Raw genomic sequence first — 14,759 nt, 5'->3', positions numbered from 1 at the left:
ATCAAGGCGGCACTGCACGACCCGGAACTCACCGGCATCGCCACCAAGGGCGTACGCCAGAAGCTCACCGAATACGCCGAGCACCTCCCCGGACGGGGGACCAAGTGAGCCGCGGAAGCACCCCGCGCGGCGGGCGGCACCGCGGGGCGGACGGCACCCGGGTCGTGGTCGTCACCGGGGCGAGCGGCGGCGTCGGCCGGGCCACCGCCCGGGCCTTCGGCGCCGACGGGGCCGCCGTGGCCCTGATCGCGCGGGGCGAGCACGCCCTGGAGCGGGCGGCCCAGGAGGTCCGCGAAGCGGGCGGACGGGCACTGCCCCTGGTCGTGGACGTGTCCGACGCGGAGGCCGTGGACGCCGCGGCCGCCCGGGTGGAGGAAGAGCTCGGCCCGATCGACGTGTGGGTGAACGCCGCCTTCTCGACCGTCTTCGCGCCCGTGCCGGAGATCAGGCCCGAGGAACTGAGACGGGCCACCGAGGTGACCTACTTCGGCTTCGTCCACGGCACGCAGGCCGCCCTTCGGCACATGACGCCGCGCGACCGAGGCACCATCGTCCAGGTCGGTTCGGCCCTGGCCGAACGCAGCGTCCCGCTCCAGGCCGTCTACTGCGGGGCCAAGCACGCCATCCAGGGCTTCACCGAATCGCTGCGCTGCGAACTGCTGCACGACCGCAGCGGGGTGCGGGTGACCATGGTGCAGATGCCCGGGCTCAACACTCCCCAGTTCAGCTGGGTCCTCACCCGGCTGCCCCGCCATCCGCGCCCGGTGGCCCCCGTCTACCAGCCCGAGGTCGCCGCCGAGGCGGTCCTGTACGCGGCGGACCATCCCGAGCGGCGCATGTACTGGGTCGGCGGCTCCACCGTAGCCACCCTGCTCGGCCAGAAGCTCGCCCCGGGACTCCTCGACCGCTACCTGGCCCGCACCGGCTACGACGGCCAGCAGACCGATGACCCCGTCGACCCCTCCCGCCCGGTCAACCTCTGGAAACCGCCGGACGACACCGCTCCGGCCGACTACGGCGCGCACGGGGTCTTCGACGACGAGGCCCATCCGCGCAGCCTCCAGTTCTGGCTCTCCCGCCACCGCCGGCCACTCGCCCTGGCCACCGCCGTGACCGGGGCGGCCGCCGCGGCACTGGCGGGCAGCGTGCGTCGGCGCGCCGGCTGACCGCCCCGGAGACAGCACACCGGAAGCCGGGCCGCCCCTCGGGGTCAGTCCGGCTTCCGGTCGATGTTCCGGGTCCACCAGTGGTGCTCGCAGAACCAGTGCCCGACCATCGCGCCGCCGAAGACGACGAACCCGACCCCGATCAGCCACGACTCCACCACCAGCACGATGCCGACCGTGCCGTAACTGATGGCGTTGTTGAGGATGAGCGGCGTGAAGAAGAGGTACGAGAAGCCGCGCAGGCCGATCAGGCCCACGATCGTGGCCAGCGCTCCCGGCAGCAGGTCACGCCAGCGGACCTGGCTGCCCAGCAGGAAGTGCTGTCCCCACCAGAAGAACAGCATGCCGCTCGCGGTGGACAGCGCGATGCGCGCCGGCCCGTGCAGAGCGGTCCGCGTCAGTACCTCCTGGTAGAGGTAGGCGGTCAGCAGCACCACCCAGGTCATCTGGCGCCAGATGCGGTGCCAGGGGCCCGAGGGCAGCCCCCAGATGCGCTCGTAACCGTTCTGGACGCTCGCCGCGAAGGACACGCCGAAGACGGCGAGCAGGACACCGCCCCACACGCTCGTCGTGCCGACGACCTTGGTCGGCGGGCTGATGATGTCGGTCAGCACGCTGGCCGACCGCCCGGACAGCCCCATGCCGTCGGCCAGCCAGGAGGCGAAGCCCCCGCGTTCCAGCGGGTCGGCGGCGGCCACCACGATCAGCAACGGCGCCAGTGTGACCAGGGCGAGCGTGGCGAAGCCCATGGCCCTGTGCATCAGCTCCAGATCCCGGCCGCGCCGGACGAGGGCGGACGCCGCCAGCCGGTCCCACACGCGGTGGAACGGCCGCCACAACCGGTTCACGGGTGCTCCTCGGGCGTCCTTTCGATGGCTCGCCGACGGGAAACTGAGTGACCCGAGGGACGCTCGGACAAACGTGGGTACACCCGGACGGCGGCCCGGGGCCGGCCGGCACGGAACCGGCCCACGCGCTCAGGGGTCCGTGCGCTGCTGCTCGCGCATGCGCTCGTTGTGCCAGGCGATGGCGGCGCGTATCTGCGGCTCCTGCAGACCCGTGCGGCAGCCGAGCTGGTCCATGGAGAGGGCCGGCGGGCCGGTGGTCAGAGCCCGGGTGAGCTTCGCCGCCCACAGTTCCTCGTCCACGAAGGACCGGTGCGCGTATTCCTCCTTGATCACGTCGAAATGCTCGTCCGAGCAGGTGGTGACGAGCCGCAGCCCGTCGAACCACTCGTTGGTGGCGTGCACCGCGGAGGAGTCCGGCACGTTGCCGCGCACGGACTCGTCCTCGGGAAAAACTCTGGCGCACAGGTCGCACAGCTCCACGGGGACCGGCCGCTCGCTCCGGCGGCCCTTCCTGCCCTTGGGCTTCCACATCTTCCACATGGTCACTCCCGGGATGCCACACAGCGGTGTCGACGCCGGTTGTGCCGGTGCAGGGTCGGCGTCCGGAATGCCGGAGTTACCCGCGGGGCGGGAAGCAAACGCCCCGCGGGAGAGGGCCCGGCCGTGACCGGACGCGGTCAGGCGAGCCTGACCGGCAGTTCGAACAGGTCGTTCTGGGTGACCACGGGCTTGTTGCGCAGGTCCGCCGCCGGCACCGCCAGGTCCAGGTGCGGGAAGCGGGCGTAGAGCGAGGGGAGCGCCACACCGGCCTCCAGCCGGGACAGGGCCGCGCCGGGGCACACGTGCGGGCCGTGGCCGAAGGAGATGTGCCGGTTCCCGGACGTCCGGGTGATGTCGAACGCGCCCGCCGTCGGCCCGTGGGCCCGCTCGTCGCGGCCCAGCGCGCCGTACGACAAGATCAGCGCGTCCCCGGCGGGTATCACCCGGCCGCCCACCGGAACGTCCTCGGTGGCGAACCGGATCAGCACGTGCGAGGTCGGCGTCGACCAGCGCAGCGTCTCCTCGACCACGGCGGACCACTCCGCCCGGCCGGAGAGCACCAGGGCCCGCTGCTCGGGGTGGGTGGACAGGTTGACCACGGAGTTGACGACGAGCGAGATCGTCGTCTCGTGTCCGGCGGCCACCATCAGCTGCAGGGTCGAGACGATCTCCTCGTCGGTGAGGTGGTCACCGTTCTCGGAGGCCTGGATCAGCGCGCTGGTCAGGTCGTCGCCGGGCGCGGCGCGCTTCGCGGCGACCGTGTCGGCCATGATCGAGGCCAGCTCGGTGAGGGTCGCCACGACCTCCCCGGGCGGAGTCTGCGTCGAGAAGAACTTTTCGAACAGCACCTTCAGACGCGGCAGCCGCGCCTCCTCGATGCCCATCAGGTCGGCGATGACGTACATCGGCAGCGGGTAGGCGAAGGCAGCCTTGAGGTCGACGACGCCGCCGTCCGCGGGCAGCTCGTCGAGCAGCCGGTCGGTCAGCTCGGTGATCCGCCCCCGCATGTGCTCCACCCGGCGCACCGTGAGCGCCTGCGCCACGAGCGCACGCAGCCGGCGGTGCTCAGCGCCGTCCACGGTGAGCATCGAGCGGCCCGGGTTGGCCAGCCCGATCAGCGGCCAGTCCGCGGGGATCTCGCCGCGCCGCCAGGCGCCCCACACGTTGATGTCCTTGACCAGCCGGGGGTCCGTGAGCAGTGCCTTGGCCTCCGCGTGCCGGGTGACCGCCCAGACGGGCACGCCACCGGGCAGCTCCACGGCGGCCAGCGGTCCGGCCGCGCGCAGCCGGGCGCTCTCGCCGTCCAGGTCCGTGACGAACGGGTCCAGCGGGATCCGGGCTTCTTCGGTGCCGGTGGTCATGCTGACGTGCCTCCCAGGGCAGTGGTCGGGGTGAACCGCACGGGCAACGCGGTCAGTCCCCGCAGCCAGGGCGAGGGACGACGGGTGAGGGACCCGGCGGGCACCGCCAGGTCGATGTCCGGCAGCCGGTCGAGAACGACCTCGATACCCGTGCGCGCGACGACCTCGGCGACCTCCTGCGCGGGGAACGGGCAGCGGTGCTCGCCGTGGCCGAAGGAGAAGTGCGCGTTGTTGCCGCCGGTCAGCGCGGAGCCGTCGGTGCGGACCTGCGGGTCGGAGTTGGCGCCCTGCAGCCCGAGCAGCACCAGGTCGCCGGCGCGGATGCGGCGCCCGCCGAGCTGCGTGTCGCGGGCGGCCCAGCGGCCGGCCACGTTCTGTGTGGGCGTGTCCTCCCACAGCACCTCGTTCATGGCCTCCGCGACACTGTTGCGGCCCCCGAAGAGCGAGGCGGCGAAGCGGTCGTCGGTCAGCATCAGGCGCAGCGAGTTGCCGATCCAGTCCGCCGTGGGCTGGTGACCCGCGGCCATCATGACCATCAGGTCCTGGGCGACCTCCTCCTCGGTGAAACCGCTCTCGTCCGCCAGCATCCGGGAGGCGACGTCGTCGGCGGGCGCCGCCTTCCGGTCGGCCAGCAGCCGCGCCATCGACGTGGCCAGGTGCGTCTGGCCCGCGATGGCCCGCTCCCTGCCGTCGATCATGTCGTTGAGCGCGGTGACCAGTCCCGGACCCTGCTCGTCGGAGAAGCCGTACAGGCGGGCAAGCACCCGGACGGGCAGCAGCATGGCGTAGTCGCCGACGAGGTCCGCCTCACCCTTCGCGCACAGCCGGTCGACGAGTTCGTCGGCGAACCGCTCCGCGTGACCGCGCAGGACGTGCGGGTCGACGGCCTCCAGCGCGCCGCTGATCATGGCGGCGCGTTCGCGGTGCCGCTCGCCGACCGTGTAGAGGATCGACGGCTGCTTGCGGCCGATCATCGGCAGCAGCGGCCAGTCGTCCGGGATGTTCTCCCACTGGCTCCACAGGTCCGAGTCCCGGCTGAACAGCACCGGATCGCCGGTCACCTGGTGCAGCTCGCGGTAACCCAGCACCAGCCAGGCCGGGACGTCCCCGTCCAGCAGCACGGGCGTGACGGCACCGTGCTCGCGCCGCATCTGCCGGTACAGCAGGGCGGGTTCGGTCTGGAAGCGGGGGCCACTGAGCGGTACGGCGTCCTTGACGTCGCCGGCGTCGGTGCTCACACGAACTCCTGTCGGGGTGGGCCGGCTTGACCGGCGTAGCGGGCCCGCAGGTGCTCGACCAGCGCGATCAGCACCTGCTTGCTGGACTCGCGGGACCTGGCGTCGCAGGAGACCAGCGGCACCCGCGGGTCCAGGTCGAGGGCCTCGCGGACCGCCCCGGGCGGGTGCTCGGGGCCACCGAAGTCGTTGCAGGCCACGATGAACGGCGTGCCGTGGTGCTCCAGGCGGTCGATGGCGTACCAGGAGTCGTCGATGCGGCGGGTGTCGACCAGGACCACCGCGCCGAGCGTGCCGGAGAACAGCCGGTCCCACAGGAACCAGAACCGCTCCTGGCCGGGTGCGCCGAACAGGTACAGCACGTTGCGCGCGTCGAGGCTGATGCGGCCGAAGTCGAAGGCGACGGTCGTCGCGGTCTTGCCGCGCACCTCGCTGGTGTCGTCGACCGCCTCGCCGGCCTGTGTCATCGTCTCCTCGGTGTTGAGGGGACGTATCTCGCTGACCGAGCGGACCATGGTCGTCTTGCCGACGCCGAACCCGCCCACGACCACGATCTTCAGGCCGTTGTCGGCGGTCGCGCCCAGCGGGCTGCGCGCTGGGGTACGGGCGTCAGAGATTGCGGAGTCCAACGAGCACCTGCTCCAGGATGTCGGGATCGGGGACGGCTGCCGTGTACGGGTGGCGTGCGCTCACCCGGCCGGCGGCGTGCAGGTCGGAGAGCAGGATCTTGGTGATGCTCACCGGAAGCCGCAGTTCGGCGGCGATCTCCACCACGGCCGTGGGGGCCTCGGTCAGCCTCAGGATCGCCGTGTGCTCCGACTGCATGCCGGGCGTCGGCTCGCACTCGGCGACCACGAGGGTGACCAGGTCGAAGGGGTTGTCGGGGCCCGAGCTGCTGCGTCCCTGAGTGACCGTGTACAGACGGTCGGGCGCGTCGTCCCTGCCGGGGCGGCTCATGACGTGCGCGGCTGCGCGGTGAGGTGTTCGCCGAGTTGCTCGATGAGTTCGCTCATGTTGTGCCCGACGAGCCCCGCGTCCGCGTCCTCGGAGGTGACGACGGCGAGGTGCGCGCCCTCACCGGCCTCGACGATGAACAGGATTCCGCCGTAGAACTCGGTCATGGCCGAGCGCACCCCGCCGCTGCCGTCGCCGAACTCGACGGAGGCGCCGTGGGACAGCGACTGGATGCCGGCGGCGATGGCGGCCAGCTGGTCGGCCTGGTCGACGGAGAGTTCCGGAGTGCGGCACAGCTTGAGTCCGTCACGGGAGAGGACGAGCGCGTGGCGCGCGTCCGGCGTGCGCTCCAGGAGGCCCTCGATGAGCCAGGTGAGCTTCTCGTCGGCGGTGGTCGAGCCGGTCATGAAGTGGTGTCGCCTTCCGGGTGCGCGTGTGAGTGGGACGGTTGGTCGGGGGCCGTCTCGGCCGGTTCGGGGGCGGCGGGTTCCGTCCGGGGGCCGCTGTCCCGCGCGGGCGCGGTGGTCGTCCTCACGGCCTGGCGGAAGCTGCTGAAGCGGGCCGCGCGTGCCTTCGCGTCGTCGGCGGGCGGCGTGGCGCGCGGCTCGGGGGCCCGGGCGGCGGCCCGGGCGCGTTCGGCGGCGGCGAGGGTACGGCCGCGGCGGCGCTTGGGCAGCCCCGCGGACGCCTCGTCCGGCACTGCCTCCGGGGCCTGGTCCCGGTCCCGGCTCGGGTCCTGGCCCCAGCCGTGGTCCCGGTCCCGGCTCCGGTCCCGGTCCGCCAGGCCGTGGACGGGCAGCGGCTCGGGGGCCGTACCGACGGGGGAGGGCTCGAACCCGGGCGCGGGTTCGGCGGCGGGCGGTGTGGGAGTACGGGGCAGGCCGGCCGGGGCAGCCGGGGCCGCCGCCGGAGCGGCGGAGACGGCGGGGCCGCTCAGGATGTCCTGGGGGACGAGCAGCAGGACGCCCGTCCCGCCGCGCGCGGACGGGCGGAAGGACACCTTCAGCCCGTACTTGGCCGACAGCCGCCCGACCACGGCGAGGCCCAGCCGGGTGCCGGTCAGGCCGCCGAGCCCCGCCGTCTCACCGGCCACCGCCTGCCGGGCCCGCCGCAGCTGCACCTCACCCATCACCAGTCCGCTGTCCTCCACGGACACGATGACCCCGGCAGGCACCTCCTCCACGTACACGTGGACCTCCGCGGTCGGCGGGGAGAAGTTCGCGGCGTTGTCCAGCAGTTCGGCCAGGGCGTGCATGACGCCCTCGGCGGCGTGACCCGCGACCGCCGTGTCGCTGGCGGAGTGGACGCGCACCCGCTGGTAACCGGCGATACGTCCCATGGCGCCGCGCAGGATGGACTCCATGCCGATGGGCCGCGCCCAGCGGCGGCCGGAGCGGGCGCCCGTGAGGACGGCGACGGAGTCGGCGAGCCGGCCCGCCTGCGCGGTGCGGTGGTCGAGGTGGAGCAGGTCGGCGAGGACCTCCTCGTCGCTGTGCCGCTCCTCCATGGCGCGCAGGTCGGCGAGCATCCCGGTGGCCAGCGCCTGCATCCGGCCGGCCGCGTTCGCGGTCGCGGAGACGGCGGCGGCGCGCTCCCCGGTCGCCTTCGCGAGCCGCGCGCGCAGTCGGGCGGCCTCCTCGGTGAGCCGTGCGACCTCCTGGTCCCGTTGCCCGGCGAGACGTGCGCGCTCCTGCTCGAAACCGTCCGCGAGTCGCTCCCGCTCGCGCTCGAAGTCGGCGGCGAGGACGCTCCGTTCCCGCTCGGCCTCCGCGACGAGGCGGGCCCGTTCGGCGTCCGCCTCCGTCCGCAGCCGCTGCTGCTCCCGTTGTGCCCGCTCGGCCAGCCGCCCCCGCTCCCGGGCGAGGCCGTCCGCGTCCGTGCGGGCGGCTTCCAGCAGCCGGCGGGTGGCCCGTTGCGCACGGACGGCGTGCACGGCCAGCGTCACGGCCGCGCAGAGCAGGATCGCCCCGGTACCGGCGCCCAGTCCCAGCGGAAGGCGTACGGAGGAAGGCGCGGCGGCGACGGCACCGGCGACGACGAGCGCCGCCACGACGGCGCACGGCAGGGCCACTGCCGCGAGGGCGCGGGGAGCGGGTCGGTCGCCGGGGCGGGCGGGCGCGGTCATCAATCGGGTCCTCGCCAGGCCGCCGGAGCGGCCCTCGTGTCGTCCAACGGGGCGCGTGCGAGCAGCGGGCTCTCACACGGCACTCAACTGGCGATCACTATACGAGAGTTCGTGATCGAAACGAGAGGAACTCGTGCAATCCCTGCTCGTTCTCTTGCATACCGCTCAGGGCAGGCCGCCCCGCTCGCAGACCCTTCGGGCCACGTCCCGCAGTTTGACGTTGTGATCCTGCGAGTACCGGCGCAGGGCGGCGAAAGCCTGCTCCTCGCTGAGGCGGTGGCTGCCCATGAGGATGCCCATCGCCTCGCCGATGGTGTGGCGGGTGCCGATGGCCTCCTGCAGCTGGGCGTGCGTACGGGCGCTGGAGAAGGCGACCGCGGCGTGGGACGCCAGCAGCCAGCCGGCCGTCTGGTCGGCCTCGGTGAACGCGCCGGGCCGATAGGAGTACAGGTTCAGTGCGCCGAGGTTCTCGTCCTCGGTGAACAGCAGGAATCCCATCATGCTGCCGAGGTTCAGCTTGCGTGCCTCGGGCACGTACTTGGGCCAGCGCCGTGCCTCGTCGGTGAAGTCGGCGATCCGGAACTGGCGCTCCCCCTCGGGGGTGCGCGCGGCGTCGAAGCACGGGCCTTCCCCGACGCGTCCCTGCAGGGCGTCGCTGTCGATGACCACCTGTGCCGTGGGGGCCAGCGACCGCACCCGGTTGTGGCGCAGGATGAGGATGCCGGCGGCGTCACAGTCGTCCACCAGCTCCGTGGCCGAGGCGGTGATCCGTTCGAGGGTGTCGTCCAGCGATTCCTGAGCCAGCAGATCGCGGGCCAACGAGGCCATCTGCTGGGCGAACTCGCGCCAGTCGTCCATGGTGTCCTCTCCCTCGCTCCCTGGAGGAGTGCCCACCGTACGGCCGGACGCAACAGAGAGGGGCTGAAGGCCAGTCTTGTTCATGCTACATCTAAATGCATAAGGTGCTTATGGATACGCTACTGGAGGGCGTGACCCCCGAGGACCCGGCCCCGGACGGCACGACACCGGACGGCCTGATCATCGCCGTGGAGCAGATGATCCGGTACGTACGCCAGAGCGCCAGGGCCGGCGGCCTGAGCACCGCCGCCTCCTCGACGCTGGCCAGGCTGAGCCGCGAGGGGCCGCAGCGCCTGACCGAACTCGCCAGGGCCGAGGCCGTCTCCCAGCCGAACATGACCCAGCTCGTCACGCGCCTGGAACGCGCGGGACTGGCCCGGCGCACCGCCGACGCGAGCGACGGCCGTGGAGTACTCGTGGCCGTGACCTCCACCGGGCTGGAGGTCCTCGCGCGGCGACGCGCCGAGCGCGCCCGGGCTCTCCAGGAGCTCATGGCGGACATGACCGGGCCGGAGCAGCAGGCCACCGGCACCGCGCTCCCGGCCCTGGCCCGGGTCATCCGCCACCGTCAGGACACCACGGAGGAAGACCGCGCATGAGTGCACCGCAAGGACAGGGCCCGGCGCGGGGAAAGGGCGCACCGGACGGCAGGCCCGCCGGCCCCTTCCGGCAGCCCGGGGCGGTCTGGGCCGTCGCCTTCGCCTGCGTCATCTCGTTCATGGGCATCGGCCTGGTCGACCCGATCCTGCCGGCGCTGGCCGACAGCCTGCACGCCACCCCCAGCCAGGTCTCCCTGCTGTTCAGCAGCTATCTGATCGTCACCGCCGTCGCCATGCTGATCGTCGGCTGGGTCTCCAGCCGCATCGGCGCCAAGCGCACCCTGGTCACCGGCCTGGCGATCATCGTCGTCTTCGCCGCCCTGGCGGGCACCACCGACTCCATCAACGGCATCGTCGGCTTCCGGGCCGGCTGGGGACTGGGCAACGCCCTGTTCATCGCCACCTCGCTCGCGGTCATCGTGGCCTCCGCGAGCGGCGGCTTCGGCGGCGCGATCATCCTCTACGAGACCGCCCTGGGCCTCGGTATCGCCGTCGGCCCCCTGCTCGGCGGTGAACTCGGCGCCATCAGCTGGCGCGGCCCCTTCTTCGGCGTCGCCGTTCTCATGGCCGTCGCCCTGATTGCCACCATCGCCTTCGTACCCGACCTGCCCAGGCCCGAGCGGGTCACCTCGCCGCTCGCCCCCCTGAGGGCGTTGCGCCACCGCGGCCTGCTCACCCTGGGCATCATGGCCCTGCTGTACAACTGGGGCTTCTTCACCATGCTCGGCTACGCCCCGTACCCGATGGAGCTGGACGCCCACCGGCTCGGCCTGGTCTTCACCGCCTGGGGACTGCTGGTGGCCGCCTTCAGCGTCTTCTTCGCCCCGCGCCTGCAGGCCCGCTTCGGCACCGCACCGGTCCTGTACGCCAACCTGCTCGGCCTCGGCATCGTGATGGCCGTCATAGCCGCCGGCGTCGGGAGTCCCACGACCGTCGTCGTCGCGGTCATCGTCAGCGGTGCCTTCATCGGCATCAACAACACCCTCACCACGCAGGCCGTCATGCTGGTCTCACCGGTCGAGCGCCCCGTGGCCTCCTCAGCGTACGGCTTCCTGCGCTTCATCGGTGGCGGACTGGCCCCCTACGTCGCCGGAAGGCTCGCCGACGCCACCGACCTGAGCGTCCCCTTCTACCTCGGCGCGGCCACCTTCGTGCTCGCCGTCCCCGTGCCGGCGGCGGTCACCGGCTGCTCCGGCAGGCGGAGGCGGGCGCCGGTGACGCCGAACCGGTGGCACCGTCACTCACCCCCGTCGGCGCGACTGCCCCGGCCGGCGCGAGGCCCGTCGTCGTCGCCGTCGGTGCCCACCCGGCGGCGGCCGCCATCGTCGACAGCGCGGCACGTCTCGCCCGCGACACCGGAAGCCCCGTCGAGGTCGTACACGTGCGGCAGACCACCGTCGTCGAGGAACAGGCCGCCGACACCGAGACCGACGCGGAGGCGCAGGCCGCCGTCAGCGCGCACCTCGACCGGATCAGCGGCACCGGTGCCGCCGCCACCGGCCAGATCCTCACCAGTACCGGCGATCACGCCGCCGCGGGCCGCGCCCTGGCCAGGCACGCCGCCGAGGCGGGGGCCCGTACGGTCGCGGTCGGCCGTTCGCCGCGCGGTCCGCTGGCCCAGTTCGCGGACGGCAGCTTCACCGGCGCCCTCACCCACGCCGCCCCTTGCACCGTCGTCCTCGTCGACCCCGACGAGGACCCCCGGCCCCTGACGGCACGCTCCCTGACGGAGCTGCGTACCCAGTCGCGCTGAACGGCCGGTGCGGGAGGCGGGCCGGCCGAGCGGCCGGTGCGGTGGCCAAGGGGGCGTCCCGGGTCATGAGCCCGTCACCGGGGCGGTGCCGGTGACGGGCTCACAGGGGCCGGTCTCGTTCCGCGTCAGTCCCGGCCGGCCGCAGCCGGCCGGCGGCTTTCGGCGGCTGGACGCGCATACCGGGGCGGCGCCGGTGCACGGTCAGGTACGTCACCCCGTCCGGCCCGGCGAGCACGGCCCGGGCCGAGCCGTGGGGCAGCCAGGTCAGGACGCCCGTGCGCAGGGGGTGTTCGCCGTCGGTGCAGTCGAGGCGGGCCTCGCCGCCGAGGACGAGGAGCAGGACGTCGAGGTCCGGCTCCGTGTGCGTGTCCACCCGTCCCCCGCCGGGGAGACGGACGACGTTGGAGTCGAGCTGCCGACCGGGTTCCGTCAGTTTCCACAGGGCGCCGGCCGGTGCTTCGCCGTCGCCGAGGGACGCCAGCTCCCCCGTGTCGCACAAGACCCGGGGGAGAGGAGGGGCGGCCGCCCTGCCGGAGGAACCGCCGTCTTGCGCTGCCATCAGGTACCGCCGTTCCGAGTGCCCAACCGTGCCTGTACGCCGCCCTGTCGGGCGGTGCGCTCCGGGCGGCCGGTCGAGTGGCGCACTCCACAGGGACGGTGTCCGGGGCAAAGGCGAATCTAACATGCGTATTTGATAGCGTCCTGGTGTGCGGCTGACGAAGTTCACCGACCTGGCGCTGCGCTCCGTGATGCGCCTGGCGGTCGTGAGAGACGGTGACGAACCACTGGCCACCCGAGAGGTGGCCGAGGTCGTCGGTGTGCCGTACACGCACGCGGCGAAGGCCATCACCCGCCTGCAGCACCTCGGCGTGGTGGAGGCGCGGCGCGGTCGCGGCGGCGGGCTGACGCTGACCGACCTGGGGCGGCATGCCTCGGTGGGCTGGCTGGTGCGCGAACTCGAGAGCGACGCCGAGGTGGTCGACTGCGAGGGCGGCAGTCCGTGCCCGCTGCGCGGGGCCTGTCGGCTGCGTGGCGCGCTGCGCGACGCCCAAGGGGCGTTCTACGCCGCGCTCGACCCCGTGACCGTGACCGACCTGGTGGCCTCACCGACCGGTCCGGTTCTGGTCGGCCTGACGGACCGCCCCTCGGGGTGACGGCCGGCCGACGACCGCACCGCGGCACCGTCCGTCCCGGTCAGTACGTCGGCGTCCAGGCCGAACTGCCCGGCGGCGCCCGGCAGATGCGCCAGTACAGTCTGTCCGCCGCGCCCGGCCGGCCCGATCGGCGCATCACCGGCAAGCGCGTCCGGGGCGACGGGCAGCCGGACGGCGAGGTCTCCTCCTGGTTGCACGCGAACGCCCGCAGGGGCGACGCGCTGACCGGGTCCGCGCCGTTCGGCGACCTGGGCCTGGCGGAGCAGGACGGCCCGCTCCTGCCGGCCTCCGCCGGCATCGGCGTCACCCCCGTGCTGGCGATGCTCGGCCACCTGGCCGCCGTCGGCGCCACCCGCCCGGTGACCGTCGTGCACGCCGACCGCGCCCCGGACCACCACGCCGACCGGCGGGAGCAGCTCGACCTGATACGCGCGCTGCCCGACGCCCGGCTCCACCTGTGGTACGCGGAGCCCGGCGACCGGGCACCGGAGGCGTCGACCGGCCGCGCCGACCCCACCGGCGTCGACCTGCCGGAGGATCTCACGGCCTACCCGCGCGGCCCGGTGCCCTTCATGCGCGCCGTCCGCGGCGATCCGCTGCGCCGCGGGGTGCCCGCCGAGTCCATCCACTACGAGGTCTTCGGCCCCGACCTCTGGCTCGGACGGCAGTAGCGGCAGTAGCGGCACGAGGAGCGGGAGGGCGGTCGGGTGCCCACGGGCCGGGCACCCGGCCGCCGCGGAAGTCCCGCACGCGCGTTAGGCCGCCGCGGTGAACGCGGTACTGATCGCGGTGTCGACCCGGGCGTGCACGACCAGGCGCGGGCCGACGGTGTCGGCGTTGTTCTCCAGCAGCCGCCGGACCGGCGCGCTGTGGGTCACGGCGGACATCAGGACGCCGAGCCGCCCGCACCACTGATGGGCCCTGAGCACGGCGCTGACCGCGGCGTGTCCGGCCGCCGCATCGGTCAGGACGATGACGACGGGGGTCGGCTGATGGGCGTCGACCAGGTTGGTGATGTACGTGGTCAGCGCGGCCCGCCCGTCGATTCCCGGGTCCTGGTCCACCGTGATGACCAGGACCCCATGCTCCAGGGTGTGGGACAGCATTGCGGCCTCCGATCCGTCGCCTGGTGGCGAAGTTGTGTTCAGTGAAGGTGCCCAGTCCCGCGTCCGCAATGCGCCCCGCGCGCCGGGCCGGGCGGCCCGCCGCCCCTCCGGCACTGAGTACGATCGTCCGGTCCGCCCCCGACCTCCGCCGATCGCCGCTGGGAGCCCCCGAACCGTGCCCGCCCTCCTGCCTCCGCCCCGTACCGGGGCCCGTCTGCTGGACCCGGAGCGCCTGACCCGGGTGGAGGACGGCGAGCGGCTGCACGCCCTGCTGTGGCGCCCGGGGCCGGGCTGGCGGATGGCCAGCAGTGCCGTGCTCGGCGGCGGGCTCGCCGAGCACGCGTGGGTGCTCAACGCCCAGGTCGCCCACGGCTACCGGCGCACCGATCCCGCCCGGCACCTGGCCGGCCTGGCCCGTGCCGCCGGTGCCCGCGGGTCCGGGGTGGGCCTGCTGACGGCCGCCGACGTGTCCGCCTTCGCCCGGGCGCGGGACGGCGGGGCCGAGGCCGTGGTGACCGCCGGCGTCTCGGTCCGCGGTTGGGCGGCCGGGCCCGAGGAGGGCGCCACCCGGGCCGCGCCGCCCGGAACGATCAATATCGTCGCCGCGCTGCCCGTCGCGCTGAGCGACGCCGCCCTGGTCAATGCGGTGATGACGGCGACCGAGGCCAAGGTCCAGGCGTTGCTGGACGCCGGTCTCGACTGCTCCGGCACGCCCACCGACGCCGTGTGCGTCGCCGCCCGCACCCCGCGCGAGGGGGCCGAGGGGCACGCCTTCGCCGGCCCCCGCTCCGAGTGGGGCGCCCGGCTCGCCCGGGCCGTCCACCGGGCCGTGGGAGACGCGCTGCCCGCCGTCTCGTGAAGCCCGGGGCCGTTGCAGAGGTCCCGTGCCGGACCGCCAGCACCCGCGGGGTCTGCGCCGCGGCGGGCAGCACCCGCGGGGTCTGCGCCGCGGCGGGCAGCACCCGCGGGGTCAGCGCCACGGCGGGCAGCACCCGGGCCACGGCGCGGCGCACCCACGCCGTCGCACCCCGCGCGGGACCGACGGCGCTCCACCCGGCCC

The 14,759-nt window shown here is 73.7% G+C and carries 15 protein-coding genes and 2 pseudogenes; 6 read left to right on the top strand and 11 right to left on the bottom strand.

The window, feature by feature from the left end:
• The first annotated feature begins 104 nt into the window (after positions 1–104).
• A complete protein-coding gene (locus ACGFYH_RS25505; protein ID WP_393805483.1) occupies positions 105–1,166 on the top strand; it encodes an SDR family oxidoreductase in 1,062 nt (353 codons plus the stop codon).
• A 44-nt stretch (positions 1,167–1,210) separates the two neighbouring features.
• Here the strand turns inward: ACGFYH_RS25505 and ACGFYH_RS25500 are convergent, their stop codons facing one another.
• From ACGFYH_RS25500 to ACGFYH_RS25460, 9 genes are all read right to left on the bottom strand, one after another.
• A complete protein-coding gene (locus ACGFYH_RS25500) occupies positions 1,211–2,014 on the bottom strand; it encodes a ribonuclease BN (RefSeq protein ID WP_393805482.1) in 804 nt (267 codons plus the stop codon).
• 129 nt (positions 2,015–2,143) lie between these two features.
• Positions 2,144–2,545 carry a hypothetical protein gene (locus ACGFYH_RS25495; RefSeq protein WP_393805481.1) on the bottom strand — a complete coding sequence of 134 codons (402 nt, stop codon included), beginning with the start codon at positions 2,543–2,545 and terminating at the stop codon, positions 2,144–2,146.
• Positions 2,546–2,691: 146 nt separating this feature from the next.
• Positions 2,692–3,915 (bottom strand): cytochrome P450, encoded by a 1,224-nt coding sequence (locus ACGFYH_RS25490; protein WP_393805480.1) that lies wholly within the window; start codon positions 3,913–3,915, stop codon positions 2,692–2,694.
• Positions 3,912–5,153, bottom strand: coding sequence for a cytochrome P450 (locus ACGFYH_RS25485; protein WP_393805479.1), 1,242 nt, complete (start codon positions 5,151–5,153; stop codon positions 3,912–3,914). The genes ACGFYH_RS25490 and ACGFYH_RS25485 overlap by 4 nt, the downstream gene beginning before the upstream one ends.
• On the bottom strand, positions 5,150–5,779 hold the full coding sequence (locus tag ACGFYH_RS25480; RefSeq protein WP_393805478.1) for an ATP/GTP-binding protein: 630 nt from the start codon (positions 5,777–5,779) through the stop codon (positions 5,150–5,152). The genes ACGFYH_RS25485 and ACGFYH_RS25480 overlap by 4 nt, the downstream gene beginning before the upstream one ends.
• Complete coding sequence (locus ACGFYH_RS25475) at positions 5,760–6,107, bottom strand: DUF742 domain-containing protein (protein ID WP_393805477.1); 348 nt, start codon at positions 6,105–6,107, stop codon at positions 5,760–5,762. Before ACGFYH_RS25475 ends, ACGFYH_RS25480 begins: the two co-directional genes overlap by 20 nt.
• Complete coding sequence (locus ACGFYH_RS25470) at positions 6,104–6,511, bottom strand: roadblock/LC7 domain-containing protein (RefSeq protein WP_393805476.1); 408 nt, start codon at positions 6,509–6,511, stop codon at positions 6,104–6,106. Before ACGFYH_RS25470 ends, ACGFYH_RS25475 begins: the two co-directional genes overlap by 4 nt.
• Positions 6,508–8,229, bottom strand: a complete 1,722-nt coding sequence (locus tag ACGFYH_RS25465) for an ATP-binding protein (RefSeq protein ID WP_393805475.1) — start codon at positions 8,227–8,229, stop codon at positions 6,508–6,510. The genes ACGFYH_RS25470 and ACGFYH_RS25465 overlap by 4 nt, the downstream gene beginning before the upstream one ends.
• A gap of 165 nt (positions 8,230–8,394) precedes the next feature.
• Positions 8,395–9,087, bottom strand: a complete 693-nt coding sequence (locus ACGFYH_RS25460; RefSeq protein WP_393805474.1) for a GAF and ANTAR domain-containing protein — start codon at positions 9,085–9,087, stop codon at positions 8,395–8,397.
• 110 nt (positions 9,088–9,197) lie between these two features.
• On the opposite strand from ACGFYH_RS25460, the gene ACGFYH_RS25455 reads away from it, so the two are divergent.
• Together ACGFYH_RS25455 and ACGFYH_RS25450 are read left to right on the top strand one after the other, a co-directional pair.
• Positions 9,198–9,686: a MarR family winged helix-turn-helix transcriptional regulator gene (locus ACGFYH_RS25455; protein ID WP_393805473.1), complete on the top strand. Its 489-nt coding sequence runs from the start codon at positions 9,198–9,200 to the stop codon at positions 9,684–9,686.
• A pseudogene (locus ACGFYH_RS25450) lies at positions 9,683–11,439 on the top strand (MFS transporter). Before ACGFYH_RS25455 ends, ACGFYH_RS25450 begins: the two are co-directional and overlap by 4 nt.
• Before the next feature lie 100 nt (positions 11,440–11,539).
• On the opposite strand, the gene ACGFYH_RS25445 reads toward ACGFYH_RS25450, so the two are convergent.
• Positions 11,540–11,998, bottom strand: coding sequence for a hypothetical protein (locus ACGFYH_RS25445; protein ID WP_393805472.1), 459 nt, complete (start codon positions 11,996–11,998; stop codon positions 11,540–11,542).
• Positions 11,999–12,146: 148 nt separating this feature from the next.
• Here ACGFYH_RS25445 and nsrR point away from each other — a divergent pair, with 148 nt between their 5' ends.
• Entirely contained in the window at positions 12,147–12,593 is a 447-nt protein-coding gene (gene nsrR, locus ACGFYH_RS25440; protein WP_393805471.1) for a nitric oxide-sensing transcriptional repressor NsrR, read from the top strand.
• Positions 12,566–13,264 (top strand): annotated as a pseudogene (locus tag ACGFYH_RS25435) (hemin transporter); the annotation flags it as partial. The gene nsrR and the pseudogene ACGFYH_RS25435, both read left to right, overlap by 28 nt.
• An 84-nt stretch (positions 13,265–13,348) precedes the next feature.
• On the opposite strand, the gene ACGFYH_RS25430 reads toward ACGFYH_RS25435, so the two are convergent.
• Positions 13,349–13,699 (bottom strand): hypothetical protein, encoded by a 351-nt coding sequence (locus ACGFYH_RS25430; RefSeq protein WP_393805470.1) that lies wholly within the window; start codon positions 13,697–13,699, stop codon positions 13,349–13,351.
• Between the two features lie 175 nt (positions 13,700–13,874).
• Between ACGFYH_RS25430 and ACGFYH_RS25425 the strand changes: the two genes are divergently transcribed.
• On the top strand, positions 13,875–14,558 hold the full coding sequence (locus ACGFYH_RS25425; protein WP_393805469.1) for an adenosylcobinamide amidohydrolase: 684 nt from the start codon (positions 13,875–13,877) through the stop codon (positions 14,556–14,558).
• Positions 14,559–14,759 lie beyond the last annotated feature (201 nt).

The organism is Streptomyces sp. NPDC048392 (assembly GCF_043200575.1).
GTDB lineage: Bacteria > Actinomycetota > Actinomycetes > Streptomycetales > Streptomycetaceae > Streptomyces.
This window is presented reverse-complemented; position numbering and strand designations above follow the sequence as displayed.

What these genes read in the sequence shown, in the direction of transcription:
- ACGFYH_RS25495 (WP_393805481.1), bottom strand. Translation starts at nt 2,545, where the DNA reads ATGTGGAAGCCCAAGGGCAGGAAGGGCCGCCGGAGCGAGCGGCCGGTC.
- ACGFYH_RS25490 (WP_393805480.1), bottom strand. Translation starts at nt 3,915, where the DNA reads ATGACCACCGGCACCGAAGAAGCCCGGATCCCGCTGGACCCGTTCGTC.
- ACGFYH_RS25475 (WP_393805477.1), bottom strand. Translation starts at nt 6,107, where the DNA reads ATGAGCCGCCCCGGCAGGGACGACGCGCCCGACCGTCTGTACACGGTC.
- ACGFYH_RS25470 (WP_393805476.1), bottom strand. Translation starts at nt 6,511, where the DNA reads ATGACCGGCTCGACCACCGCCGACGAGAAGCTCACCTGGCTCATCGAG.
- ACGFYH_RS25465 (WP_393805475.1), bottom strand. Translation starts at nt 8,229, where the DNA reads ATGACCGCGCCCGCCCGCCCCGGCGACCGACCCGCTCCCCGCGCCCTC.
- ACGFYH_RS25460 (WP_393805474.1), bottom strand. Translation starts at nt 9,087, where the DNA reads ATGGACGACTGGCGCGAGTTCGCCCAGCAGATGGCCTCGTTGGCCCGC.
- ACGFYH_RS25455 (WP_393805473.1), top strand. Translation starts at nt 9,198, where the DNA reads ATGGATACGCTACTGGAGGGCGTGACCCCCGAGGACCCGGCCCCGGAC.
- ACGFYH_RS25445 (WP_393805472.1), bottom strand. Translation starts at nt 11,998, where the DNA reads ATGGCAGCGCAAGACGGCGGTTCCTCCGGCAGGGCGGCCGCCCCTCCT.
- ACGFYH_RS25430 (WP_393805470.1), bottom strand. Translation starts at nt 13,699, where the DNA reads ATGCTGTCCCACACCCTGGAGCATGGGGTCCTGGTCATCACGGTGGAC.